This window comes from Janthinobacterium sp. BCJ23 (assembly GCF_059617945.1).
Genome location: NZ_JCAQAW010000010.1, coordinates 180,547 through 205,501 on the forward strand (window position 1 = coordinate 180,547; position 24,955 = coordinate 205,501).

19 protein-coding genes and 2 riboswitches are annotated in these 24,955 nt (G+C 62.5%); of the genes, 10 read left to right on the forward strand and 9 right to left on the reverse strand.

Annotated features, from left to right (window positions below; all coding sequences use genetic code 11):
• The first annotated feature begins 112 nt into the window (after nt 1-112).
• A complete protein-coding gene (locus AC54AG_RS25185; RefSeq protein WP_496632017.1) occupies nt 113-877 on the forward strand; it encodes a flagellar brake protein in 765 nt (254 codons plus the stop codon).
• Nucleotides 878-1,056: 179 nt separating this feature from the next.
• Here AC54AG_RS25185 and def read toward each other — a convergent pair whose 3' ends face one another.
• The 7 genes from def to AC54AG_RS25220 form a co-directional block, all read right to left on the reverse strand.
• A complete protein-coding gene (gene def / locus AC54AG_RS25190; RefSeq protein WP_034752265.1) occupies nt 1,057-1,593 on the reverse strand; it encodes a peptide deformylase in 537 nt (178 codons plus the stop codon).
• A complete protein-coding gene (gene galU, locus AC54AG_RS25195; protein ID WP_034752268.1) occupies nt 1,590-2,483 on the reverse strand; it encodes a UTP--glucose-1-phosphate uridylyltransferase GalU in 894 nt (297 codons plus the stop codon). Before galU ends, def begins: the two co-directional genes overlap by 4 nt.
• A gap of 24 nt (nt 2,484-2,507) precedes the next feature.
• Nucleotides 2,508-4,859 (reverse strand): NAD-dependent DNA ligase LigA, encoded by a 2,352-nt coding sequence (ligA, locus tag AC54AG_RS25200; RefSeq protein WP_496632019.1) that lies wholly within the window; start codon nt 4,857-4,859, stop codon nt 2,508-2,510.
• A gap of 14 nt (nt 4,860-4,873) precedes the next feature.
• Nucleotides 4,874-6,043: a cell division protein ZipA C-terminal FtsZ-binding domain-containing protein gene (locus AC54AG_RS25205; protein WP_496632021.1), complete on the reverse strand. Its 1,170-nt coding sequence runs from the start codon at nt 6,041-6,043 to the stop codon at nt 4,874-4,876.
• Nucleotides 6,040-9,567 carry a chromosome segregation protein SMC gene (gene smc / locus AC54AG_RS25210; protein ID WP_496632023.1) on the reverse strand — a complete coding sequence of 1,176 codons (3,528 nt, stop codon included), beginning with the start codon at nt 9,565-9,567 and terminating at the stop codon, nt 6,040-6,042. The genes AC54AG_RS25205 and smc overlap by 4 nt, the downstream gene beginning before the upstream one ends.
• 184 nt (nt 9,568-9,751) lie before the next feature.
• Nucleotides 9,752-10,387, reverse strand: coding sequence for a phosphatase PAP2 family protein (locus tag AC54AG_RS25215; RefSeq protein WP_235194236.1), 636 nt, complete (start codon nt 10,385-10,387; stop codon nt 9,752-9,754).
• Between the two features lie 134 nt (nt 10,388-10,521).
• Nucleotides 10,522-11,094, reverse strand: a complete 573-nt coding sequence (locus tag AC54AG_RS25220) for an ATP-dependent Clp protease proteolytic subunit (protein ID WP_034752378.1) — start codon at nt 11,092-11,094, stop codon at nt 10,522-10,524.
• A gap of 169 nt (nt 11,095-11,263) precedes the next feature.
• Nucleotides 11,264-11,350: riboswitch (glycine riboswitch) on the forward strand.
• 27 nt (nt 11,351-11,377) lie between these two features.
• A riboswitch (glycine riboswitch) is annotated at nt 11,378-11,483 on the forward strand.
• A 74-nt stretch (nt 11,484-11,557) separates the two neighbouring features.
• Here AC54AG_RS25220 and gcvT point away from each other — a divergent pair.
• From gcvT to gcvP, 3 genes are all read left to right on the forward strand, one after another.
• Nucleotides 11,558-12,679: a glycine cleavage system aminomethyltransferase GcvT gene (gene gcvT, locus AC54AG_RS25225; RefSeq protein ID WP_496632026.1), complete on the forward strand. Its 1,122-nt coding sequence runs from the start codon at nt 11,558-11,560 to the stop codon at nt 12,677-12,679.
• Nucleotides 12,680-12,752: 73 nt separating this feature from the next.
• Nucleotides 12,753-13,133 carry a glycine cleavage system protein GcvH gene (gene gcvH, locus AC54AG_RS25230; protein WP_034752282.1) on the forward strand — a complete coding sequence of 127 codons (381 nt, stop codon included), beginning with the start codon at nt 12,753-12,755 and terminating at the stop codon, nt 13,131-13,133.
• A gap of 118 nt (nt 13,134-13,251) precedes the next feature.
• Nucleotides 13,252-16,152: an aminomethyl-transferring glycine dehydrogenase gene (gene gcvP / locus AC54AG_RS25235; protein WP_496632028.1), complete on the forward strand. Its 2,901-nt coding sequence runs from the start codon at nt 13,252-13,254 to the stop codon at nt 16,150-16,152.
• A gap of 311 nt (nt 16,153-16,463) precedes the next feature.
• Here gcvP and AC54AG_RS25240 read toward each other — a convergent pair whose 3' ends face one another.
• Entirely contained in the window at nt 16,464-16,631 is a 168-nt protein-coding gene (locus tag AC54AG_RS25240; protein WP_175444571.1) for a hypothetical protein, read from the reverse strand.
• Nucleotides 16,632-16,775: 144 nt separating this feature from the next.
• Here AC54AG_RS25240 and AC54AG_RS25245 point away from each other — a divergent pair, with 144 nt between their 5' ends.
• The 6 genes from AC54AG_RS25245 to AC54AG_RS25270 all read left to right on the forward strand — a co-directional run bounded on the left by AC54AG_RS25245 (nt 16,776) and on the right by AC54AG_RS25270 (nt 23,252).
• Nucleotides 16,776-17,993 carry a Bcr/CflA family efflux MFS transporter gene (locus AC54AG_RS25245; RefSeq protein WP_496632030.1) on the forward strand — a complete coding sequence of 406 codons (1,218 nt, stop codon included), beginning with the start codon at nt 16,776-16,778 and terminating at the stop codon, nt 17,991-17,993.
• Nucleotides 17,994-18,018: 25 nt separating this feature from the next.
• The gene (locus tag AC54AG_RS25250) at nt 18,019-18,636 is read left to right on the forward strand and encodes a TetR/AcrR family transcriptional regulator (RefSeq protein WP_496632032.1); all 618 of its coding nucleotides are present in this window, start codon (nt 18,019-18,021) and stop codon (nt 18,634-18,636) included.
• Nucleotides 18,633-19,301, forward strand: a complete 669-nt coding sequence (locus tag AC54AG_RS25255; RefSeq protein ID WP_496632035.1) for an Asp/Glu/hydantoin racemase — start codon at nt 18,633-18,635, stop codon at nt 19,299-19,301. The genes AC54AG_RS25250 and AC54AG_RS25255 overlap by 4 nt, the downstream gene beginning before the upstream one ends.
• 379 nt (nt 19,302-19,680) lie before the next feature.
• A complete protein-coding gene (mgtA, locus tag AC54AG_RS25260; protein ID WP_496632037.1) occupies nt 19,681-22,365 on the forward strand; it encodes a magnesium-translocating P-type ATPase in 2,685 nt (894 codons plus the stop codon).
• 36 nt (nt 22,366-22,401) lie between these two features.
• Complete coding sequence (locus AC54AG_RS25265) at nt 22,402-22,743, forward strand: hypothetical protein (protein ID WP_496632039.1); 342 nt, start codon at nt 22,402-22,404, stop codon at nt 22,741-22,743.
• On the forward strand, nt 22,740-23,252 hold the full coding sequence (locus AC54AG_RS25270; RefSeq protein WP_496632041.1) for a ribonuclease HI family protein: 513 nt from the start codon (nt 22,740-22,742) through the stop codon (nt 23,250-23,252). Before AC54AG_RS25265 ends, AC54AG_RS25270 begins: the two co-directional genes overlap by 4 nt.
• On the opposite strand, the gene AC54AG_RS25275 is transcribed toward AC54AG_RS25270, so the two are convergent.
• A complete protein-coding gene (locus AC54AG_RS25275) occupies nt 23,249-24,886 on the reverse strand; it encodes a methyl-accepting chemotaxis protein (RefSeq protein ID WP_496632043.1) in 1,638 nt (545 codons plus the stop codon). The genes AC54AG_RS25270 and AC54AG_RS25275 overlap by 4 nt on opposite strands.
• Nucleotides 24,887-24,955 lie beyond the last annotated feature (69 nt).

Sequence of the window (24,955 nt, forward strand, 5' to 3'; positions counted from 1 at the left end):
CACATAAGCAACAGGAATATAGTGATATAAAATTAATTATTGTGATTTACTTAGTAAATATTGCCTTAAACCTATACACTATTCCCCATTAGAACAGAAGAGATACGCTGTCGTGAACGATCCCATTCCCAATCCCCTGCGCAAGGGCGCGCCCAGTCTGGTTGACGTGGCCGAGCCGATGGCCCCCGGCACCAAGCCGCACCATATGAGCGATCCATGGGATATCGGTGAAACCCTGTGCAGCCTGGCTGACAACGGCGACGCCATTTCCATCTACCCGGCAGGCGGCGAAGACGTCATCCTGGCGCGCATCCTGTCCGTCGATGACGACTTGCCGCAATTCGTGCTGGAACTCAATGAAGGCGCGACCCTGCCGGAAGGTGGCGCCACGTTTGTATCGTGGGTGCAAAGCGCCAAGCTGCAATTTACCATCAATGGCGAATGGCAAGCGTATCCCGACCGTCCCAACGTCTACCTGACGAACTTCCCCAGTCATTGCCTGGTGCTGGAACGGCGCGAATCGACGCGCCTGGAAACGCCGCTGGGCGTGTACTACCTGGCCGCTTTCGTGCTCGAGGGGCGTCCGTATGAGCTGCAGCTGTACGATTTCTCGGCCGGCGGCATCGGCATGCGCGCCCATCCGCGCGACACGGTCGGCCTGTACGTGGGCCGCAAGCTGTCGCGCGTGCGCCTGGAACTGGGGCCGAACAAGGTCATGATCGCCGACCTGGAAATCCGCCTGTCGCGCACCTTCCGCTCCTTCCTGCTGGGCGAACAGGTGCAGATCGGCTGCCGCTTCCTGAACCTGACGGAAGCCATGGAAGATGAATTGAAAGCCTTGCTCGATAACCTGGGCAGCAGCCGCAAGGTGCGCTAGGTTTGCTTCACATATAAAAATGGCCGCCCAGCTGATTGCTGCGCGGCCATTTTTTTTGTTTGATAGTCACAAGTACGAGGTGCCTGAAAAACGCTCAGGGCAAGGCGCATTGCCGAAGACAGTACGAATAGTACGGCGAGGCAATGCAACGCCGCCATGGGCGTTTTCTCAGGTGCCGATCAGTCGTCGTCGTTCGGGTCCAGGTCCGGAAACATCACTTCCGTATAGCCGAACTGCGTAAAGTCGACGATACGCATCGGATACAGAATGCCATGTAAATGATCGACTTCATGCTGCACCACGCGCGCATGGAAGCCGTCGCAGTCGCGGCTGATGGGCTGGCCGAACTGGTCCACGCCTTCGTAGTGCAGCTCGCTCCAGCGCGGCACGCTGCCGCGCAGGCCAGGCACGGACAGGCAGCCTTCGAAGCCCTCTTCCTTGCGCTCCGACAAGGGCGTCAGCACAGGGTTGATCAGCACGGTTTCCGGCACTTGCGGCGCGTCCGGATAGCGCAGATTCTGCTTGAAGCCGTAGATCACCAGCTGCAGGTTGACGCCGATCTGCGGCGCCGCCAGGCCCGCGCCATTGGCTGCATGCATGGTGTCGAACATGTCGGCGATCAAGGCATGCAGTTCGGGCGTATCGAATTCACGCACTGGCTCGGCCATCCGCAGCAGGCGCGGATCGCCCATCTTGAGGATTTCACGTACGGTCATTTTGCTTCCAGTGCCGATTGCAATTCTTGCAGGTAGGTGCGAAAGGCCGCACCCGTTTCCGGATGTTTCATGCCCATTGCCGTCGTTGCCTTCAGATAACCCAGCTTGGAGCCGCAATCATAACGCTGCCCCTGGTAGCGGTAAGCCAGCACGCGCTCTTCGCGCATCAGGGCGGCGATGCCGTCCGTCAACTGGATTTCACCGCCGGCGCCCGTGCCGATATTTTCCAGGTGATTAAAGACACGGCTGGTCAGCACATAACGGCCCACCACGGCCAGGGTCGATGGCGCCTCTTCGGGCGAGGGCTTTTCCACGATGGCCGAGACCAGTTCCAGATCGGGCTGATAATTCTTTGCCGACACGATACCGTACTGCTTGGTTTCCGCGCGCGGCACGTCCTGCACCGCCAGCAGCGAGCAATTTTCATACTGGAAGACATCGGTCATCTGCGCCAGCACGGGGCGCACGCCCTCTTCCACGTCCATGAAGTCGTCGGCCAGCAAGACGGCAAACGGCTCGTCGCCGATCACGGGACGGGCGCACAGCACGGCATGCCCCAGGCCCAGCGGCGCCGACTGGCGGATGTAAATGCAGTTGATATGCTTGGGAATGACGTTTTGCACCATCTCGAGCAACTGGCGCTTGCCGGCCGCTTCCAGTTCCGACTCGAGCTCATAGGCCGTATCGAAATGGTCTTCGATGGCGCGCTTGTTGCGGCCCGTGATGAAGATCATTTCCGTGATGCCCGCCGCCACGGCTTCTTCCACCGCGTACTGGATCAATGGCTTGTCAACGATGGGCAACATTTCCTTCGGTTGCGCCTTGGTCGCAGGCAAGAAACGGCTGCCCAGGCCGGCGACGGGAAAGACTGCTTTTCTGATTTTTTTCATGGGTCTTCTGTAATTTTTAAATGATTAGTCTTGCGCGAGCAAGGCCAGCAAACCAGCCTCGTCGAGTATGGCCACGCCCAGTTCCTGGGCTTTGGCCAGTTTGCTGCCAGCATCCGATCCGGCCACGACATAACCGGTTTTCTTCGACACGGAACCGCTGACCTTGCCGCCGGCCGCCTCGATCAGCTCCGCAGCTTCGTCGCGGCTCATGTTGGGCAACGTGCCCGTCAAGACGAAGGTTTTGCCGTCCAGCTTGCCGCCAGCGGCTGGCATTTCAGGCAATTGTGACATTAATTCATTTCGCAGGGCGTCCAGTTGACCAAGCAGCTTGACATTGCTCTCATCGGCCAGCCACTGCGCCAGCGCTTCGGCCACGGCAGCCGGCAAGCCCGCGTGGAAGCTGGCGCCTTGCGCCGCCAGGCTGGCCAGGGTGACGCCCCGCTCCACCAGTTGCTTGCTGCGCGGCTCCGTCAGTTTCGGGATGCCGATGGCCGCCAGCAATTTGGTTTCCTCAAGCTGCGTGCGCAGCTTGGCGCTGGGCGCGTGTTCGCCCTGCGGCGTGACGCCAGCGTCCAGCAATGCCTGCAGCGCCTGCTGATTCTTTTCCTCGGCGAAGAAATCGGCAATCGATTCGGCCACTGTACCGCCGATGTCGGGCAGCACGCGCAGCAAGGCCGCTGGCGCTTGGCGCACATAGGCCAGGCTGCCCAGCCACTCGGCCAGAGTCTTCGCCGTCGATTCGCCCACGTGACGGATGCCCAGCGCGAACAGGAAACGTTCGAGCGGCGGGCGCTTGCTCGCCTCGATGCCGGCCAGCAGGTTTTCCGCCCACTTGGTGGGAATCTTGCCTTGTTGCACTGTTTCCGGCGTCGAACCGTCACGTTCGTCGGCGCGCAACTTCATTTCCAGCAATTTATCGAGGGTAAGGCTGTACAGGTCAGCCAGGCCATGCACGTATTCGAGTTCGACCAGGGTATCGATATAACGTTCCCCCAGGCCTTCGATATCCATCATGCGGCGGCCCGCGAAATGACGGAACGCTTCCTTGCGCTGCGCCGAGCAGAACAAGCCGCCCGAGCAGCGGGCGATGGCTTCGCCCTCTTCGCGCACCACGTGCGAGCCGCAGACGGGGCATGCTTCGAGCATCTTGAACGGCAGCGGCGCAGGTTCTGGGCGTTTTTCCAGTACCACGCTCAGCACTTCAGGAATGACGTCGCCGGCACGGCGCACGACGACGGTATCGCCCACGCGCACATCCTTGCGCAGCACTTCATCTTCATTGTGCAAGGTGGCGTTCGTCACCGTCACGCCGCCCACGGACACGGGCGCCAGACGCGCCACGGGCGTCATGGCGCCCGTGCGGCCCACCTGGATATCGATGCCCAGCACTTGTGTCAGCGCTTCTTCGGCCGGAAACTTGTGCGCCAGCGCAAAACGCGGTGCGCGCGAGACAAAACCCAGCTCCTGCTGGTCTTCCGTCGCGTTCACCTTGTAGACGACGCCGTCGATTTCATACGGCAAGGCGGGGCGGCGCGCGCCGATATCGGCGTAGTAGGCCAGCAAGCCCTGCGCACCCCGCACCACCTTGCGCTCTTTTGACACGGGAATGCCCAAGGTCTCGTACCAGTCCAGCAAGGCCGAATGCGACACTGGCATGGCGGCGCCATCGAGGGCGCCGATGCCGTAGGCATAGAAACGCAGCTTGCGCTGCGCCGTGATGCGCGAATCGAGCTGGCGCAGGCTGCCGGCGGCCGCATTGCGCGGATTGGCAAATTCCTTCTGCCCTGCCTCGCGCTGGCGTTCGTTCAGGCGGGCAAAATCGCCCTTGAACATCATGACTTCGCCGCGCACGTCGAGCAAGGCTGGAATCTTGTCGCCATGCAGGCGCAGCGGGATGCCGGAAATCGTGCGGATATTCGCCGTCACGTCCTCGCCCGTGGCGCCGTCGCCGCGCGTGGCCGCCTGCACGAACAGGCCGTTTTCATAGCGCAGGTTGATGGCCAGGCCATCGAATTTCACTTCGGCCGCATACGCGACGTCCTGCGCATCGAGGCCCAGGCCTTCGCGCACGCGGCGGTCGAAATTGACGATATCGTCATCGGAAAAACCATTGTTCAGCGACAGCATTGGCACCGTGTGCGTGACTTGCTCGAATTGCGGCAACGGTGCCGCCCCCACGCGCAAGGTGGGCGAGTCGGGTGTGCGCAAGTCGGGATGGGTCGCTTCCAGCACCTGCAGTTCGACGAACAGCTTGTCGTACTCGGCGTCGGGGATGGTGGGATTGTCGAGCACGTGGTAGGCGTGCAGATGCCGATTGAGTTCGGCCGTGAGTGCCAGGACGCGGGCGGCGGCGTCCTGGTTGATCGGATCAGTCATTGTTGCGGGATTCTTCAGCTAAATAAACGCAGGGCGCGGGTGGAACCGGCCGGAATGTCGGCCGCATCCATTTCCTGGTAAAACTCTTGCACCTGGCCGGCGATCTCGGCCAGCGCCGCATCGGACAGGGCCTGGTTGTAATCGTCGACGATGGTGGCGTCGAGGCGGCCTACCAGTGCCTTGGCGCAAGCGACCATGGCGCCGAAACCGTCGCGCGCGGGCGCCACGCAGGGCACGTCCAGCAGCAGCGTCAAACGGGGCGTCGTTTCCTCGGCCAGGGTGACATTCGTCGACAGCGAGAACAGATAGCCGCCTTCGCCGTCCGGCATGACGAAGCGGCCGTCCGGACGCACGTCAAAGCCCTGTTTTTCCAGCGCGAACAGCAAGGTGGAAATGGCCCATGGTGCGCCATTCGTGTGCAGGTTCACGCCCAGCTGGGCGTCGTGACCGGCAACGAAACGGTGCAGATTGCGCGCTTCGGCCATCACTTCCATCATGTCCGGCACTTCCGGCTCGGCGCCGATCTCGTCCGCCACACCGCGCAGGCGCGTGACCAGTTCCGAGTATTCGAGCTCGTTCAAGGCCGTGCTGCGGCTGGCCAGCTGCACGCCGCCCTGCATCTTGGTGTAGACACCGCCATGCGTGATCGGTTCCCAGTCGCCATTCACGTGCAAACCAATGAAGTGGACGGGCTTGTTGCCCACCAGGCGCAGGGTTTGCAGCACGGGCAGGATCTTGTCGCCGCGCACGGGCGCTTCCAGCGACAAAGGCAGCAGGCAATCGATGAGCGGATCGACCAGGCTGGTCGCCTGTTCGCTGGCGGCGCTGACTTCCTGCTGCGCCGGCGCGGCAAGAGCGGCGAGAGGCACTTCGATGCCGGCACCACCCAATGACGGTTCCGCATGCACGGGGGCGTCGGGCACGGGCGCCACTGGCGGCGCGCCGAACGACGGTTCGGCCTTGGCGGCGGGCGCGGCGTCAAAGCGCGGCTCCTGGCGCAAGACGGGTTCCTGGGCTTCCACTGCGGGCGCATCGCCTTCGCGCATCAGCACGTCGTCATGGTCGGTGGAAAAGGCCCGTTCCACGCTTTTCTTGGCCTTGTATTCCTGCCATTTGTTGTACGAGAAAACGCCGACGATAAAGACGCCGCCGGCGCCGAACAAGGTAATTTGAAGGTCTGTCATGCTGCTTGTGCCTCGGTTGCAAAATTTGCGGCGGACTCCATGTCCACCGCCACGATGCGCGATACGCCCTGCTCCTGCATCGTCACACCGATCAATTGATGGGCCATTTCCATCGCAATCTTGTTATGCGAAATGAAAAGGAATTGGGTCTGGTCGGACATGCGCTTGACCATGCGGCAGAAGCGTTCCGTGTTCGAATCATCCAGCGGTGCATCGACTTCGTCGAGCAGGCAGAACGGCGCCGGATTCAGGCGGAACATGGAAAACACCAATGCGGTCGCGGTCAGCGCCTTCTCTCCACCGGACAACAGGTGGATGGTGGCATTTTTCTTGCCGGGAGGCTGCGCCATGACTTGTACACCGGAATCGAGAATCTCGTCGCCCGTCATGGTCAGTTTCGCCTGGCCGCCGCCGAACAGGATCGGGAACAGCTCGGAAAAGTGATGGTTGACCTTGTCGAACGTGTCTTGCAGCAAGTCGCGCGTTTCCTTGTCGATCTTGTGGATCGCGTCTTCCAGCGTGTTGATCGCTTCCGTCAGGTCGGCATTCTGGGCGTCGAGGAAATTCTTGCGCTCGGATGCCTGCGCCAGTTCGTCCAGCGCGGCCAGGTTGACGGCGCCCAGGGCCGTGATGGCATTGGTCAGACGCGTGACTTCGCCCTGCAGATACGACGGGCGCATGTCCGGATGCAGCTTTTCCGTCAGGGCCGCTTCATCGGCGCCCGATTCCAGCAATTGCTGGGCGAATTGCTCCTGGTTCAGGCGCGCGGCCTGTTCCTTGAGCTGCATTTCCATGATCTTGTCGCGCTGCGGCTGCAAGCTGCGTTCCGATTGCGTGCGCGCATCTTCGGACAGGCGCAGCTGCTGCGTAATTTGATCGAGTTCGTGGCGCGCGTCGGCCAGCGCCCGCTCCTGCGTGGTGCGGCGTTCGAGCAAATCCTGCAAGCCGTCGGCGGCCGCGCCGCTTTCCAGGTTGGCCAGTTCCAGTTCGCCCGCCTGCAGGCTGGCCGTCACTTGCTGGGCCTGCGTACTGGCCGTGGCGATATTGCGGCGCAACTCCTCGATCTTCGCGCGGTGGGCTTTTTCCGCGTATTCCGTATCCTTGGCGGCCCGCTCCAGGTCGCGCAAGGCTTCGCGCGCCTCGGCCAGACGCTGTTCCTTCTGCAGGAAGTCCGTATGGCCGTCTTCGTGCGCTTCCTGCAAGTTGCCCAGCTCCATGTCCAGCTGTTCGAATTTCTCTTCCGACTCGGCCTTGATCTGCTGCTGTTCCGCTTCCTGCGCGGCGATTTCGGCCAGGTCGGCGCCGATCTGCGTGCTGCGCTGGTTGAAGCGCGCTTCCACTTCCGACAGTTTCACCACGTCCAGCTGCAAGGTATGCACGGAGGAAGTGAGCTGCTGTATGCGCAGTCGCAAGTCGGACAGGTTGCGCGTCAGGGTGGCGACGGCCGCGTCGGCCCGCACGGAACGGGCGCGCGCCTCTTCGGCCAGCAATTGCTGAGCGCGCAACTGTTTGCCGATATTCTCGATTTCCTGCTGGCGGCCCAGCATGCCTTCCTGCTCCGAATCGGCCGCATAGAAGCGCACGCTGGTGGCCGTGACCACGTGACCGGCGCGCGTGACAAAATAGCCGCCCGGCGGCAACTTTGCGCGTTCCGCCAGCGCTTCGGCCGCGTCTTCCACGGCGTAGGCGTTGTACAGCCAATCCTGCAGCAAGCCGCGCAAGCCCGGATCATTGAGTTTGAGCAAGTTCAGAAAAGGCTTGAGGCCCGGCACTTCCGGCAAGGGCAGCGGCGCCACGGTCGATGGCGCGTACAGGGCCAGCTTGGCTGGTGGCGCATCGGCAAAGAAGGCCTTGGCCCAGTCGATGTTCGACAGTTGCAGAGCCGACGTGCGCTCGCGCAAGATCGATTCCATGGCCGCTTCCCAGCCCGCTTCGATCTGCAGCTTTTGCCACAGGCGCGGCAAGGTGTCGAGCTCGTGCTTTTTCAGCCACGGCTGAACCTTGCCCTGCGTTTGTACCCGTTCCTGCAATTGTTTCAAGGCGGAAAGACGCGCTTCCAGCTGGGCGTTGGCAGCCGTTTCGGCATTGACTTGCGCCTGCGCCTCCATCCGTTCCTGCTCCAGCTTCGGCTGCTGCTCCAGCGCCTCTTCCAGGTAAAAGCCCTGCTCTTCCAGGGTTTGCTGCTTTTCTTCCAGCTGCAGTTTCAGGTTTTCCAGGTGGCTGCTATCGGGCAAACTGAGGCTGTTCTTTTCCTGCTGCAGGCGCTCGCGGCGCGTGAGCAAGCTGGCCAGGATGTTCGAGGCGTTGCGCTGGTGCGCCGATTCCAGTTCCAGCTGCTGCTGTGCCTGCATGATCCGCGCGCGCGATTCCGTGCTCTTGTTTTGTGCGGCGCGCCAGGCGGCGTCGAGTTCGGGCAATTGCTCGCCCTTCTGCTCGGCCATCATTTGCGACTGTTCCACCTTGGCAGCCAGTTCCTCGAGGTGGAATTCCGCCTCTTCGATCTGTTCCTGGTATTCGCTACCCTGCTGCGTCCACTGGTCGCGCTGGGCAGTCAATGTGGCCAGCTGCGCCTGCAGGCGGGCGCGCGATTCGATGACGAACTTGATCTGCGCCTCCAGGCTGCCGATTTCCGCATTCGTCTGGTACAGATGGCCTTGCGCCGTATGCAGCCGGTCGCCCACGGCAAAGTGCGCCTGGCGCATCTGCTCGAGGGTCAGTTCCACGTTGCGCAGCTTGGCCGTCTGCTCTTCCAGGTCCGTCTGCGCCTGTTCCACTTCGCGGAAATAGCGCGTCTGTTCGTTTTGCGCCTCGTTCTTGCGCAGCAGCCACAACAGTTTCTGCTTTTCTTCCTGGTCCGCCTGCAAGGCGTGGAAACGGGTGGCCACGGCCGCCTGCGCTTCCAGCTTTTCCAAGTTGGCATTGAGTTCGCGCAAGATGTCTTCCACGCGCAGCAAATTCTCGCGCGTGTCCTGCAGGCGGTTTTCCGTCTCGCGGCGGCGTTCCTTGTATTTCGATACGCCAGCCGCTTCTTCGAGGAAAACGCGCAATTCTTCCGGGCGCGATTCGATGATGCGCGAAATCATGCCCTGGCCGATGATGGCATAGGCGCGCGGACCGAGGCCCGTGCCAAGGAAGATATCCTGGATGTCGCGCCGGCGCACGGGCTGGCCATTGATGTAATAGGTGGACGTGCCGTCGCGCGTCAGGGTGCGCTTGACGGCGATCTCGGCGTACTGGCCCCACTGGCCGGACGCCTTGCCATCGTTATTGTCGAACACCAGTTCCACGGAAGCGCGCCCGGCTGGTTTACGGTGGGTGGAGCCGTTGAAAATGACGTCCTGCATCGATTCGCCGCGCAATTCCGACGCTTTCGATTCGCCCAGCACCCAGCGCACGGCGTCGATGATGTTCGACTTGCCGCAGCCATTCGGCCCGACCACGCCCACGAGCTGGCCTGGCACCTGGAAATTGGTGGGATCGACGAAAGACTTAAATCCCGACAACTTGATGGAAGAGAGACGCACGTGTTTTAGAGTTCCTGGCCTATGCTGGCGGTTATATTATGGGTGAACCCGGTTCATATTCAGTTCAGATGCAGCATCGCGACGGCTGTCTGGCCATGCACCGCAAAAAAAGTGGTTCATCATACCATTTCCTGATGCTTTTCTGGCCAAAAAACAGCGGCGCCAGGCGCCGGTTGGCAGCGGATCAGCGGGCAGGACGGCCATCCTGCGCCAGTTTCCAGTCCGCACGCGAAAAAACGCGCTCGTGGCCGGACAGCACCAGGGCCAGTTTTTGCAGCCATTGTTCGGTCGGCATGGGTTCGGCCTTGAAGCTCAGCACCACCATCAGCGCCAGGCTGGCCAGGGCCAGCGCATGGCTGACGGCGAAATTGACGGCGCCGCGGGCATTCCACATGAAGCCCAGCGCCACCGCCAGGCCCAGCACGCAGCCGCTGACGGCTTCCGACACGCTGTGCGCATGCACGACCACGCGGGAAATGGCCACCAGCACGGCAAAGGCCACGCCGACGAGCACGCCGGCATGGCGCCAGCGCGGCTCGGCCCGCTGCAACAGCACATACATCAGCACGGGAAACACAGCGCCGGCGCGCATGGCGTGGCCGCTGAAACCCGTAAAATCGAGCGTGCTGCTGCCCACGCCCCAGCTCATGAAGGCCAGCTTCGACAGCACCACGAGGGCAAGGCCGCCGCCGTACCACAAGCTCCAGCTGAGCACCAAACGCCACTGGCGCGACACGAGCAGCCACAGGGCAATCGCCACGCCAGCCGGCCCCATCACGGACATGTCGGCCGCAAAAGAAATCCCATTCCACCAAGTCATCGTGCATGCGCTTATTTCATGATCAGCTTGCACTATGCCACGACTCTGCCCTGTTCCGCGCGGCTTTTGCTGTGCTGCAGCGAAGAATTACATTCGATTACAAAATTTCCTCGTCAAGACCAGCCGCCTGGGCGTCAGATATTCGTCAGGCGCTTGCCCTTGGGCGGCGCAAAGTCGCGGATCGAGTCGATCATGCCCACGTCCAGCGCCTGGTCGGCCGTCAGGTGCAGGTCGGAATACGCATGCACCTGCCACTGCTCTTGCGTCAGGTTGACGTGGCCGCGCAGGATGCGCTCGGTGCGCATGTCGTCGGCGCGCAAGCCCTCGACGATGATGCTGAGCGCATCGGGACGCGAACCGGGCGACGCCGTCGCATGCGACTTGTGCACCATGAAGCGGGCCGTGTCGCTGGCGTGGCGCTGCCGCCCCGCCAGGAACAGGGTGACGGCGATGGACGCCACGGCGCCTGCGTTGTAGGTAATGATGTCGAGCGGCAACTTGCTGAGGAAGTTGTACAGACAGATGCCATCGCTGACATAGCCGCCGTTGGACTGGATCAAAATGTGCGCGGTGGTGAGCTTGTCTTCCGTGATGTCGGCCACGGCGTTGAAGACGCGCCGCACCATGTCACTGTTGACGTCGCCCGAGAGGGTAAAGTAACCGTGCTGCTCGGTGTTGTTTTGTGTCTCGCTTTGTGTCGTGTTCATGGCAGGCACCCGCAAGAAAGCCAGGATTTCATCATAGCGCATTCCCGCGCGGCCGGGCGCCCTTTTGCACCGGGCCAGCGCCCCTCCCAGCCCCGCAAACCGGGGCTTTTGCTGCAATTTGGCAACGTCTTTTCAGATTGACAGAAACACCCTGCTGGCATATATTCCTCCCACTTGATCGGGAGAGGGCAACCCAGCGTTGCCGCCGAAGGGGCACTACCCAAAAACTCTCAGGCAAAAGGACCGATCAGGCGGACTGAAGCTGTTGCTTTGGCAACATCTTTAGCTCAACTCTGGAGAGCGGCCGCGGCTATTGCCGGCGGCCCACCGAAGGGGCGCACGGGGCAAGCCCCCGTAATCTCTCAGGTACAAAGGACAGGGGGGTCAGTGATCACGCTGGAAAGCCGTGTTTGGCTATTCTATGTTTTGTTAACTCCCCCTTTACCTTCGTCCCGAGGAATCCATGACGCTCAAAGCGACCCCACTCAACAACGCCCACCGTGCCCTCGGCGCCCGCATGGTCGATTTCGGCGGCTGGGACATGCCTGTCAACTACGGTTCGCAAATCGAAGAACACAACGCCGTGCGCGGCGACGCCGGCATGTTCGACGTGTCCCATATGTGCGTGGTCGATATCGAAGGTCCGAACGTGCGCGCCTTCCTGCGCGGCTTGCTGGCCAATAACGTCGACAAGCTGCAAGTGTCGGGCAAGGCCCTGTACTCGTGCATGTTGAATGCCGAAGGCACCGTCATCGATGACCTGATCGTCTACTTCTTCAATGAAAACTGGTTCCGCCTCGTCGTCAACGCGGGCACGGCCGAAAAAGACGTGGCCTGGATGCAGCAGCAAAATACCGGCACCAACAGCGGCCTGACGATCACGCAGCGCCGCGACGGCAACGACGCCATGGCCCTGGTGGCCGTGCAAGGCCCGAACGCGCGCGCCAAGGTGTGGCAAGTGCTGCCAGAAACGCAAGCCGCGTCCGAAGCCATCAAGCCGTTCAACGTCGTCATCGTCAAGGACACGGCTTTCGGCGAAGTCATGCTGGCGCGCACCGGCTACACGGGCGAAGACGGTTTTGAAATCGGCGTGGCCGCGACCCGGGTGGAAGCGCTGTGGAATGCATTGATCGCCGCTGGCGTCAAGCCGGCCGGCCTCGGTGCGCGCGACACCCTGCGCCTGGAAGCGGGCATGAATCTGTACGGCCAGGACATGGATGAAACCGTCAACCCGCTCGACGCGGGCCTCGCATGGACGATCGACCTGGTCAGCGAGCGTGACTTCATCGGCAAGGCCGCCCTGCTGGCCAAAGGCCAGAATGCGCAATTCGTCGGCCTGATCCTGCGTGAAAAAGGCGGCGTGCTGCGCGCCCATCAAAAAGTCATCATCGCCGGTAACGAGCAAACAGGCGAAATCACGAGCGGCACCTTCAGCCCGACCATGCAGGAAGCAATTGCCCTGGCGCGCGTGCCCAACGGCGTCAACGTGGGCGACACCGTGCACGTGGAAATCCGCGGCAAGCAGCTTGCCGCCTCGGTAGTCAAGCTGCCTTTCGTGCGTAACGGTAAAATCCTGGCTGCGTAAGCGTATTTATAGAGCCGCCCGCAAGACCGTACAACCATAATCAATAACGAACATTTACCATCTGGAGCCACACATGAACATTCCTGCAGACCTGAAGTACACCGCTTCCCACGAATGGGTACGCCTGGAAGCCGACGGCACGATCACCGTCGGCATCACCGAGTACGCGCAGGATGCGCTGGGCGACATCGTCTTTGTCGAACTGCCTGACGTCGGCGCCACCTTCACCGCCGGCGACGACGCCGCCGTGGTGGAATCGGTCAAGGCAGCAAGCGACATCTATGCGCCGCTGTCGGGCGAAGTCGTGGCCGTCAACGACGACGTGGTCAATGCGCCTGAATCGATCAACGCCGACGCCTACGCCAACTGGCTGTTCAAGATCAAGCCAGCCGACGTGTCGGCCCTGGACGGCTTGCTCGACGCTGCCGCCTATGGCGCCACCACCAGCGCGTAATCGCGTTTGACTCACGGGCCGCGTTTGCGGCCCGTTTGCATTTAATTTTGTAGCTATGCCCCGGCGCCGCGCCCGCGCGCCGCATCCCGGTTTTTCAGTCTTTTTTGGCCTCTATATCATGACCCGCACCAGCCTGACCCAACTCGAAGCACGCGATGCCTTCATCGCCCGCCACATCGGCCCTTCCGCCACCGAACAGCAAGCCATGCTGGAGACCCTCGGCTATCCATCGCGCGCCGCGCTGATCGACGCCCTGGTACCGGCCAACATCCGCAACAAGGGCGCCCTGCCCCTGGGCGCGTACTCGCAGCCGATGCCGGAACAGGAAGCCCTGTCGCGCCTGAAAGCCATCGCCGGCAAGAACCAGGTGCTCAAATCTCTGATCGGCCAGGGCTACTACAACACGTTCACCCCTGGCGTCGTGTTGCGCAACATCTTTGAAAACCCGGCCTGGTACACGGCGTACACGCCTTACCAGCCAGAGATTTCGCAAGGCCGCCTGGAAGCGATTTTAAACTTCCAGCAAGTAATCACGGACCTGACCGGCATGGGCATCTCGAATGCCTCGATGCTGGACGAAGGCACGGCCGCCGCCGAAGCGATGACGCTGATCCAGCGCGTGGGCAAGTCGAAGTCGAACGTGCTGTACGTCGCCAACGACGTGCTGCCGCAAACCCTGGAAGTGGTGCAGACGCGCGCCCAGCCGATCGGCATCGAGGTGCGTACGTTCGACCCGGCTGAAATCGAGTCGCTCGACGCCTGCTTCGGCGTGCTGCTGCAATACCCTGGCGTGAACGGTGTCGTGCGCGACTACCGCGCCGGCGTGGAAAAACTGCATGCGAATGGCGCCATGGTCATCGTCGCGGCAGACCTGCTGGCCCTGACCATGCTCACGCCACCGGGCGAATGGGGCGCCGACGTCGTCGTCGGCAACAGCCAGCGCTTCGGCGTGCCGCTCGGTTTCGGCGGCCCGCACGCAGGCTATCTGTCCACGCGCGATGAATTCAAGCGCAATATGTCGGGCCGCCTGGTCGGCGTGACCGTCGATGCGCAAGGCAACAAGGCGTATCGTCTGGCCCTGCAAACGCGCGAACAGCATATCCGCCGCGAAAAAGCGACGTCCAACATCTGCACGGCGCAAGTGCTGCTGGCCGTTATGGCCTCGATGTACGCCGTCTACCACGGCCCTGCCGGCCTGCTGCAGATCGCCCAGCGCGTGCACCGCTTTACGGGGGTGCTGGCGGCCAACCTGAAGACGCTCGGTTATGGCGTCGTCAACGCGAGCTACTTCGACACCCTGACCATCAATGTCGCCGATGCGGCGCAACTGCACGCAACGGCCATGCACCACGGCGTCAACCTGCGCAAGATCGACAACACCCATGTCGGCGTGTCGCTCGACGAAACCACCACGCGCGATGATATCGCGCTGCTGTGGAAGGTCTTCGCGCACGGCCTGGCCAACGCGCCTGCCGCCCCGGACCTGGACGCCGTTGAAGCAAATGTGACCAGCGCGCTGCCGGCCAACCTGGCGCGCGAAAGCGCCTACCTGACCCACCCCGTCTTCAACAGCTACCACTCGGAACACGAAATGCTGCGCTACCTGCGCAGCCTGGCCGACAAGGACCTGGCGCTGGACCGCACCATGATCCCGCTCGGCTCGTGCACCATGAAGCTGAACGCCACGAGCGAGATGATTCCCGTCACCTGGCCCGAGTTCTCGAACATCCACCCGTTCGCGCCGGACGCGCAAACGGTCGGCTACCGCGAAATGATCTCGCAGCTGGAAGAGATGCTGTGCGCGCTGACCGGCTACGCGGCCGTCTCGCTGCAGCCGAACGCCGGCTCGCAGGGCGAATACGCGGGTCTGCTGGTGATCAAGGCGTATCACGAATCGCGCGGCGAAGGCCACCGCAACATCTGCCTGATTCCATCGTCGGCACACGGCACCAACCCCGCATCGGCCAACATGGTCGGCATGCAGGTCGTCGTCACCAGCTGCGACGCCAACGGCAACGTGGATCTGGCCGACCTGAAAGCGAAAGCGGAAAAGCACAGCGCCAACCTGGCTTGCGTGATGGTCACCTACCCATCGACCCACGGCGTGTTTGAAGAAGGCATCCAGGAACTGTGCGAAATCATCCACTCGCACGGCGGCCAGGTCTACATCGACGGCGCCAACATGAACGCGCTGGTCGGCGTGGCCGCTCCCGGCTCGTTTGGCGGCGACGTGTCGCACCTGAACCTGCACAAGACTTTCTGCATCCCGCACGGCGGTGGCGGACCAGGCGTCGGCCCGATCGGCGTGGGCGCCCACCTGGCGAAATTCCTGCCGAACCAGCGTTCAAGCGGCTACCAGCGCGACGCCGCCGGCATCGGCGCCGTCAGCGCCGCGCCATTCGGCTCGGCCAGCATCCTGCCGATTTCGTGGATGTACATCGCCATGATGGGCGCGGAAGGCTTGACGGCGGCCACCGAGACGGCGATCCTGGCGGCGAACTATATCGCGCGCCGCCTGGCGCCGCACTACCCCGTGCTGTATTCGGGCCACGACGGCCTGGTCGCGCACGAGTGCATCCTGGACCTGCGCCCGATCACGGACGCCACCGGCATCAGCAACGAAGACGTGGCCAAGCGTTTGATGGACTTCGGTTTCCATGCGCCGACCATGAGCTTCCCCGTGCCGGGCACGCTGATGATCGAGCCGACGGAAAGCGAATCGAAAGTGGAAATCGACCGCTTCATCGACGCCATGATCGCCATCCGCGCGGAAATCGCCAAGGTCGCCAGCGGTGAATTCGACCACGACGACAACCCTTTGAGGAACGCGCCGCACACGGCACAAGTCTTGATGTCGGACAGCTGGGACCGCAAGTACAGCCGTGAAATCGCGGCCTACCCTGTCGCTTCCCTGCGCCAGCGCAAATACTGGCCGCCGGTCGGCCGCGCCGACAACGTGTACGGCGACCGCAATCTGTTCTGCGGCTGCGCACCGATCAGCTCGTACGAGGAGGAATAACGCCAGACCAAACCTACTGCGCGTCGCGCTTTGCGGCCGGCGATGCTCACCGTACTAGAGTACGGTTGCGCTTCTCGGCCACAAATCACTGACGCTCGCTACGGTTTTGTCAGGCGTCGAAACTCGGTAATCAGGAATTAAAATCCTGGCGAAAACCGGGAGCATTAAACCAGACCGGCAGGCCGCAAGGTCTGCCGTTTTTTTATGCGCCGCCTACAGCTACGTAGGTCGGATTAGCGCGCAAGCGCGTAATCCGACACCACCACCGGCCTCGCCAACAATGTTGTCGGATTACGCTCCGCTAATCCGACCTACGCTAGCGGCAACGCCAGCAGGACGGCGCCCGGCAGCCCTAGGGTCGTGCCGAGTATCGTCAGCAATATGACGTCGCGCCGCTCGCAGCGGGCGCGGTGCGAACTCCAGGCGGCGAACAGCAGCGCCACGGCAACGCCGCTGAGCGAAATTCCCACTTCCGTCATGCCAGCTCTCCCGTCATTGTCTCTTCCTTCATCGCTCTCATCCTTTTCATTGATTGAACAAGCTACCTACCGGTAGGCAGTAAGTGTACAATAAAAAACACGGCGGCGTCCATGCCCTGTTTTTTGACGATAAAAGGAATCGCAATGCAGCAGCAAACCACTCTCCCCGCCGCCAGTCTCGGGCTGGCGGCTTCCCTGGCTCTCGTGGCCGTGCTTGGTCCGGCAGGCATCGACATGTACCTGGCCTCGATGCCCGCCATGGCGCGCGAGCTGCACACCTCGTATGCGAATGTGCAGCTGAGCCTGACCTTCTTCCTGCTGGCACTCGGCGCAGGCCAATTGCTGTGCGGGCCGCTCACCGACATGCTGGGCCGGCGCCGTCCGCTGCTGGCCGGCATCGCCGTCTACATCGTGGCGGCCGTATGGGCGTCGCAGGCGGATCAATTGAGCACCCTGTTGCTGGCGCGTACCTTGCAGGGCCTGGGCGCGGCGCTGACCCTGGTCGTCGTGATGAGCATGGTGCGCGACGTGGCCAATGGGGTCAAAGCGGCGCAGCTGTTTGCCCTGTTGATGACCATTGTCGGTCTGGCGCCCGTGCTGGCGCCCGCCGTGGGCGGCTTGCTCGACGCGCACTACGGCTGGGGCGCCGTGATGCTGGCCCTGGCCGCGCTGGGCGCCTTGACTCTGCTCAATAGCGCGCTGTTCCTGCCGGAAACCTTGCCGCCTGCCCGCCGCGTTTCGCCACGAGGCATGCACCGCACCTATGCGCGCATCGCACTGGACCGCGCCTTCCTGCTGCCCGCGCTGGCCCTGTCCGCCACTTTCTTTTTCCTGTTCGCGTATATCGGCGGCGCGTCGCTCGTGTACCAGCGCGACTTCGGCCTGTCCGCCAGCAGTTTCGGCCTCGTCTTTGGCGCGACGGGCGTGGCCGTGCTGCTGGGCGCCATGGCCAGCGGCCGGATGGTGGAACAGCATGGCGTGGCGCGCTTGAGCCTGGCGGGCAGTGTGGCCATGCTGGGCGGCGCGGCACTGGCCCTGCTCGGTGCTTGGGCGGGAGCGGGCATCGCCGCCGTCGTGCCGGGCATGTTCGTGGCCCTGTTTGGCCTGGGCATCGCGGAAGCGGCGCTGATGGCCATGGCCATGGGTTCGCAGCAGCGCGCACTCGGCTCCACGGCCGCCCTGCTGGGCGCCATCCAGATGACCTTGTCGTCCTTGGCCACGCCTCTGGCGGCCAGTCTTTCCGAATGGGGGCCATTGCCCTGGCTGCTGTTCTTGACCGTGGCCGGCCTGCTGGTATCATGGCTGACCCTGGCCACTGCGCGCATCCATCCAGTCCATGCCGGCAGCCTGGGAGCGCACTGACGCTTCACCCAACCACTACCCTCATATGAAGAAACGCTCGGCCTCGGCCGATAACATCTGCGCCGTCGCCGTCGTGCATTTTTCCGAACACGGCTACGACGCCTCGTCGCTCAGCGACATTGCCGAACAGGCGGGCATGCGCAAGGCTTCGCTGTATTCGCACTTCGCCGGCAAGGACGCCCTGTTTCTGGACGTGTTTGCCGACGCGCTGGCCGAAGAGCAAGCGTTCATGGATAGCTGCTTCGCCGACGAAGCGGCGCTGACGGCGCCCGGCGGCCTGCAGGCCGGCGCCCTGTATTGCGACCGCATGGCGCAGCGCTACGCCGACTCGGCCCATCTGCGCTTTTTGCTGCGCACGGCATATTTACCGCCCGCGCCCTTGCGCATCGAAGTCGGCACGGGCTATGAAGCCTTGCTCGCGCAATTGCAGCGGCATTACGTGGCCAGCCTGGGCCGCATGGCGCCTGCCCTGGCGCCGCAGCGCGTCGACCTGTATGCGCAAGCCTACCTGGGCATCGTCGACAGCCTGCACGTCGAGCTGATCTACGCAGGCGGCGCCGCGCTGCAGCAGAGGCATGCGGCCCTGTGGCACATCCTGTCCGATTCGCTGGCGATGGCGCAAACGGCTTCGCCTTCCCCATGACATCATTCATTTCCTTCCTGCACACGTCTCCCGTGCATGTGGCCAGCTTCGCGCGCCTTCTCGACACCCAGGCGCCAGGCATGCTCGCCGAACACCATGTGGATGAAGCCTTGCTGGCGGCGGCGCAGCAAGCCGGCGCCGACGAGGCCGCGCTGGAACAGCGCATCCACGCCGCCATGGCGACTGCCGCTGCCAGCGGGGCGGCCGTCGTGGTCTGCACCTGCTCCACCATCGGAGCCGCCGCCGAACGCACGCCGACCGACGGACGCTACACCGCCATGCGCATCGACCGCGCCATGGCCGATGCCGCCGTGCTGGCAGGCCCGTGCATCCTGGTCGTGGCGGCCCTGGCCAGCACGCTGGCGCCCACCACGCGCCTGTTGCAGGAATCGGCTGCCGCGCTGGACAGGCCTATCCAGTTGCAGTCGCTGCTGGCCGAAGGCGCGTGGACGCACTTCCAGGCAGGTGATCACGCAACGTACATCGGCGCCATCGCCGGCTGCATAACAGCCACACTGCCAACCGCACCGGCAACCGATGTGATCGTGCTGGCACAGGCGTCGATGGCGCCGGCAGCGCAGGCACTGCAGGAGCTGGGCGTGCCGGTAATGTCGAGTCCATCGCTCGGTGTCGCGCGGGCGCTCGCACAATTGCAGGCACCTTGACGTCAACATTACACTTTGGAAACCTAAGATTTCTTCAGTTGACACCCTGGCAGCCCATCCATAAGATGCCCTCATTATTCATTTACGGAGTCCCACGTGGGTACTTGTTCTAGTGACAGTAGCCGATCTTGTATCGGTGATTGCCTCGGCAGCTAAACAGCAAGCAACGCGGAACTCTCTTTCCTCCGTGCCTTGCTGAGCAAGGTGCGGTGTCTCGCGCGGCCAGTCCGGCTGCGCGCCTCCTCCCTCTTTCCGATCGCGACCGGCTACTGACCCGGATTGCCCGCCAGCGTCATGATTCGTCATGTTGCCTTGGCGGCACGCAAGTCTTGCCTGCGGCTGCGCCGCCCGTCAACACCTCGCCGTGAAAGGAAGAGCCATGAACCTCTTCACCCGCTTATTCGAATCGTTCCTGCGCAAACGCCATACGTCCGGCCATTTCCGCCGCCGCGCCATGCCGCTGGAAAACAGCACGGCCCGCCCCGTGCCCGACCATCTGGCGCGCCAGCTGCTGGCCGCCGCCCATGAAGAGCTCGACAGCGCGCTGAACCGCCTGCACACGCGCATCGAAGGCTTGCGCGATGCCGAGGCGCAAGTCATCGGCGCGCAAACGGGCCCGAACGAGGTCGAGCATGAAAAGCCGCTGGCCTGGTACCAGCATCTGTGGCTGTGCTACAAGAATCCGTTCAACCTGCTGCTCACCGTGCTGGCCATCGTGTCCTACCTGACAGAAGATCCGAAGGCGACCATCGTCATCGGCACCATGGTGATTTTGTCGACCCTGCTGCGTTTCGTGCAGGAAGGCCGCTCGAACCGCGCCGCCGAGCGCCTGAAAGCCATGGTCAGCAATACGGCCACCGTGCTGCGCAATGGCCAGCAGATCGAGCTGCCGATCCGCCAGCTGGTGCAGGGCGACATCATCGTGCTGTCGGCCGGCGACATGATCCCCGCCGATTGCCGTCTGCTGTCCGCGAAAGACCTGTTCGTCAGCCAGGCCGCCATGACCGGTGAATCCTTGCCGGTGGAAAAGATGGCCGAGCTGGCCGACGCCCATGGCAAAGACCCGATGGAACTGGCCAATTTGCTGTTCATGGGCACGAACGTAATTTCGGGCGCCGCCACGGCGCTGGTCCTGGCCACGGGCAACCGCACGTATTTTGGCACCATCGCCACGAGAGTGACGGCCACCGAGCGCACGCCGACGGCGTTCGAGGCGGGCGTGAACAGCGTCAGCTGGCTCTTGATCCGCTTCGCCCTCGTGATGGCGCCGCTCGTGTTCCTCATCAATGGCTGGACCAAGGGCGACTGGATGGAAGCGTTTCTGTTCGCGCTGTCGGTGGCCGTCGGCCTGACGCCGGAAATGCTGCCCATGATCGTCACCAGTACCCTGGCCAAGGGCGCCGTGAAACTGTCGAAAAAGAAAGTCGTCGTCAAGCGCCTCGATGCGATCCAGAACTTCGGCGCCATGGACGTGCTGTGCACCGACAAGACGGGTACCTTGACGCAAGACAAGATCGTGCTTGAGCGTCACACGGACGTGTTCGGCCAACCGTCCGATGAAGTGCTGCAATTTGCCTATCTGAACAGCCACTACCAGACCGGCCTGAAAAATCTGCTGGACCGCGCCGTGCTCGACCATGTGGAATTGCAGACGGAAATGCAGCTGGCCCGCGATTATGTGAAGGTCGATGAAATCCCGTTCGATTTCGTGCGCCGCCGCATGTCCGTCGTCGTTTCCGAAAAAAATGATCATCATGAGCTGATCTGCAAGGGCGCCGTCGAGGAAATTCTCGCCGCCTGCAGCCATTTGCGCCTCGGTGGCGTGAACATTCCGCTCGATCCTGCCCTGCTGGATAAGGTGCTGGAAACCACGCATGGCCTCAATGCGGAAGGCTTGCGCGTAGTGGCAGTGGCAGTCAAGGAAGTGCCGCCGCATAAAACCGTGTATGGCGTGGCCGATGAAACGGCGCTGACCCTGATCGGCTACGTGGCCTTCCTCGATCCGCCGAAGGAATCGACGGCACCCGCCCTGCGCGCGCTGGCCGAACACGGCGTGACCGTGAAAGTCTTGACGGGCGACAACCACCTCGTGACGGCGAAGATCTGCCGCGAAGTGGGCCTGGCCGTGCATGGCGTGCTGCAAGGCCAGCAGCTCGATGACATGGACGACGCCACCCTGGCGCAGGCGGCAGAGGACAACACCGTGTTTGCCAAGCTCAGCCCGCTGCACAAGGAGCGCCTCGTGCGCGCGCTGCGCGGCAATGGCCATATCGTCGGCTTCATGGGCGACGGCATCAACGACGCGCCCGCCCTGCGCGCGGCCGACATCGGCATTTCCGTCGATTCGGCCGTCGATATCGCCAAGGAAGCGGCCGACATCATCCTGCTGGAAAAGAGCCTGATGGTGCTGGAAGAAGGCGTGCTGGAAGGCCGGCGCACCTTCAGCAACATGCTCAAATACATCCGCATGACGGCCAGCTCGAACTTCGGCAATGTGTTTTCCGTACTGGTGGCCAGCGCCTTTTTGCCGTTTTTGCCGATGCTGCCGCTGCACTTGCTGGTGCAAAACCTGCTGTACGACGTGTCGCAGATCGCCATCCCGTTCGACAATGTCGATGCCGAACTGATCCAGCAGCCGTTGAGCTGGAATCCGCGCGACATCGGCCGCTTCATGGTGTTCTTCGGACCCATCAGCTCGATCTTCGACATCAGCACGTTTATCCTGATGTGGCATGTGTTCGGCGCCAATACGCCCGAGCAGCAGACACTGTTCCAGTCCGGCTGGTTCGTCGTGGGGCTGCTGACGCAAACCTTGATCGTGCACCTGATCCGCACGCCCAAGCTGCCGTTCATCGACAGCATCGCATCCGTGCCCCTGCTGGTGGCCACCACCGCCATCATGGCCGTGGGCGTCTTCCTGCCGATGGGTCCGCTGGCGACCTACTTCAAGCTGCAAGCCTTGCCGCTCGGATATTTCCCATGGCTGCTGGGCATCCTCGTCTGCTACACGGTGCTGACAACGTTCATGAAGCGCGTGTATCTGCGCAAATTCGGCTGGCAATAGTATGATGAGCCGCTCTTTCTTCTCACAAAGGCACGCATGAGCGGCTCCCACCTTTCCAAACGTAATCTCGCCCTGCTGCTGTCGGGTCTCGTGTTTCCCGGCAGCGGGCATTTTGTATTGAAACGCAAGGCGCGCGGCTGCCTCTTCCTCGTGCCGGCCCTGGTCGCGCTCGTGCTCGTATTACGCCAGATCATGGCACGTTTGGACCAGGTAATGGCACAGATCGACAGCGGCGCCCTGCCTCTCGACGTGCAGCTGATCGTGGAAAAGGTCGATGCGCTGTCCGCCAATGACGGCCCGGCCATGACAGTGGCCGTGGGCGTCCTGGTGGCGTGCTGGGTAGCCAGCCTCATCGACACCCTCCTGATCAAGCCATGACGGAAGAAGCGGTCGCGCGCAAAGCACGCAAGGAAGCCAAGATGCAGGCGCGCCGCGCGCAGCTGGCGCTCAGCCGCCAGGACCACGGCGGCCCGCTGGCCTGGCGCGGCTGGTTCGACGGTTCCGCCCACCCGAATCCGGGCAAACTGGGCATAGGCGCACTGCTCCTGGGGCCGAACGGCGAACGCATCGAAGTGAGCGAGTCGGCCGGGTATGGCAGCAGCAGCGACGCGGAATACGCGGCCCTGACGGCCGTGCTGCAAGCGGCACTCAAGGTGCGCCCGCCGCCCGTGCAGTTGCTGCTGTTCGGCGACAGCCAGGTGGTGATCAACGACGTGCTGGGAACGACGCCGGTCGGCGCCAAGGGACTGGAAACGCAAAGGGCCACCGTAGTGGCCCTGCTGGAACAATTCAATGAGGTCAGCTTGCGCTGGCTGCCGCGCCACAGGAATGGCGAGGCGGACCGGCTGTCGCAGCTGGCGATTACCGGCTGGGTCGAGAAAGATTAAGCAGCGCGACCGATCCGCAACGCATCCTTCTGCTCTTTCGCCACCGGGCGCTTGGCACCCTTCAAACCGCTGACACTGGCCTGCTGCCCATTCAGTTTGAATACGCTGACGACTTGCGCCAAGTTATGCGCCTGATGCTGCATCGATTCGGCGGCTGCCGCCGATTCTTCCACCAGCGCCGCATTTTGCTGCGTGACGGCATCCATCTGGCCGATGGCCCGGTTGATCTCGTCGATGCCCACGCTTTGCTCGCTGCTCGCTGCCGTGATTTCCGTGATGATGTCGCTCACGCGCTGCACGCTGTCAACGATATCGTTCATGGTCGAACCGGCTTGCGCCACCAGCATGCTGCCCGCATTGACTTGCTCCACAGAGGCACCGATCAGGGTCTTGATTTCTTTCGCGGCGCTGGCCGAACGCTGGGCCAGGTTGCGCACTTCGGACGCCACGACGGCAAAGCCCCGGCCCTGCTCGCCGGCGCGTGCCGCTTCCACGGCCGCGTTCAGCGCCAGGATATTCGTCTGGAAAGCGATGCCATCGATCACACTGATAATGTCGACGATCTTGTTCGACGAGGCATTGATCGATTCCATCGTGCCCACCACCTGCGCCACGACTTCGCCGCCCTTGACGGCCACTTGTGCGGCCGATGACGCCAACTGGTTCGCCTGGCGCGCATTGTCCGCATTCTGTTTCACGGTGCTTGTCAGCTCTTCCATCGACGACGCAGTCTCTTCCAGCGAACCGGCCTGCTCTTCCGTGCGGGAAGACAGGTCCTGGTTGCCGGCGGCGATTTCCGTCGACGAGGTAGCGATGCTGTCCGTGCCCGTACGCACTTCGCTGACGATGTTCAGCAAGCTCGTGTTCATATCCTTCAACGCTTGCAGCAATTGCCCCGTTTCATCCTTGGCGCTGGCGTCGATCTGCGCCGTCAAGTCGCCATCGGCCACCTTGCGGGCAATCTCCACGGCCGTGCGCAGGGGACGCACGATGCCCATCGTCAACAGCCAGGCGCACACGACGCCAAAGCCCAGCGCCAGCACGGCCAGAGTCAGCAGCAAGTTGCGGCTCGTCTTGGCGACCTCGTCGATCTCGCGCGCGGTTTTATCGATGCTGGCACGCTGGTGCTGCAGCATGTCGTTGACCACTTTCAGGTACTTCGTCGAACCGGGCACGAAGATGCCCTGGAACGCTTGCTCCGCTTCCGCTTCCTGTCCATCCGCCTTCAGCTTCGATACTTGCGCGCGCGAATCGAGGTAGACCTTGCGCTGTTCGCTCACGAGGCGGAACAGTTCCTTTTCTTCCGGGCTGGAAATCAAGGCTTCGATTTTCTTTTGCAATTCGCCCGAGACCACCGACGATTGCTTGGCCTCTTCCGCAAAATATGCGCCCAAGGTCGTATCGCTGCTGCGCGCGATGGCCGTGGTACGGCGCACGCCGCTGTCGATTTTCGCGTACCAGTCGGAAATATAGCGTTCCTTCGTCAGCGGCAATTCCATCATGGAACGCGTGGCCGTGGCCACGTCATGCAAGCGCCACACGCTGATGCCCGTGATGAGCATGGAAAACAGCAAGATCACGGCAAAACCCAGGCCGAGGCGCACACCAATACTGACGTTTCTTAACAAATTCATGTGAATATCCTAAAAAAGCGGAACCAGACTATATAAAAGGGGAACAGCAGAAAGCGGCTGCACGAGGCA

Coding starts and splice junctions, on each gene's coding strand:
- def (WP_034752265.1), bottom strand. CDS start 1,593: ATGACCGTACGTGAAATCCTCAAGATGGGCGATCCGCGCCTGCTGCGG.
- galU (WP_034752268.1), bottom strand. CDS start 2,483: ATGAAAAAAATCAGAAAAGCAGTCTTTCCCGTCGCCGGCCTGGGCAGC.
- ligA (WP_496632019.1), bottom strand. CDS start 4,859: ATGACTGATCCGATCAACCAGGACGCCGCCGCCCGCGTCCTGGCACTC.
- AC54AG_RS25205 (WP_496632021.1), bottom strand. CDS start 6,043: ATGACAGACCTTCAAATTACCTTGTTCGGCGCCGGCGGCGTCTTTATC.
- AC54AG_RS25215 (WP_235194236.1), bottom strand. CDS start 10,387: ATGACTTGGTGGAATGGGATTTCTTTTGCGGCCGACATGTCCGTGATG.
- AC54AG_RS25220 (WP_034752378.1), bottom strand. CDS start 11,094: ATGAACACGACACAAAGCGAGACACAAAACAACACCGAGCAGCACGGT.
- gcvT (WP_496632026.1), top strand. CDS start 11,558: ATGACGCTCAAAGCGACCCCACTCAACAACGCCCACCGTGCCCTCGGC.
- gcvH (WP_034752282.1), top strand. CDS start 12,753: ATGAACATTCCTGCAGACCTGAAGTACACCGCTTCCCACGAATGGGTA.
- gcvP (WP_496632028.1), top strand. CDS start 13,252: ATGACCCGCACCAGCCTGACCCAACTCGAAGCACGCGATGCCTTCATC.
- AC54AG_RS25240 (WP_175444571.1), bottom strand. CDS start 16,631: ATGACGGAAGTGGGAATTTCGCTCAGCGGCGTTGCCGTGGCGCTGCTG.
- AC54AG_RS25245 (WP_496632030.1), top strand. CDS start 16,776: ATGCAGCAGCAAACCACTCTCCCCGCCGCCAGTCTCGGGCTGGCGGCT.
- AC54AG_RS25250 (WP_496632032.1), top strand. CDS start 18,019: ATGAAGAAACGCTCGGCCTCGGCCGATAACATCTGCGCCGTCGCCGTC.
- AC54AG_RS25255 (WP_496632035.1), top strand. CDS start 18,633: ATGACATCATTCATTTCCTTCCTGCACACGTCTCCCGTGCATGTGGCC.
- mgtA (WP_496632037.1), top strand. CDS start 19,681: ATGAACCTCTTCACCCGCTTATTCGAATCGTTCCTGCGCAAACGCCAT.
- AC54AG_RS25265 (WP_496632039.1), top strand. CDS start 22,402: ATGAGCGGCTCCCACCTTTCCAAACGTAATCTCGCCCTGCTGCTGTCG.
- AC54AG_RS25270 (WP_496632041.1), top strand. CDS start 22,740: ATGACGGAAGAAGCGGTCGCGCGCAAAGCACGCAAGGAAGCCAAGATG.
- AC54AG_RS25275 (WP_496632043.1), bottom strand. CDS start 24,886: ATGAATTTGTTAAGAAACGTCAGTATTGGTGTGCGCCTCGGCCTGGGT.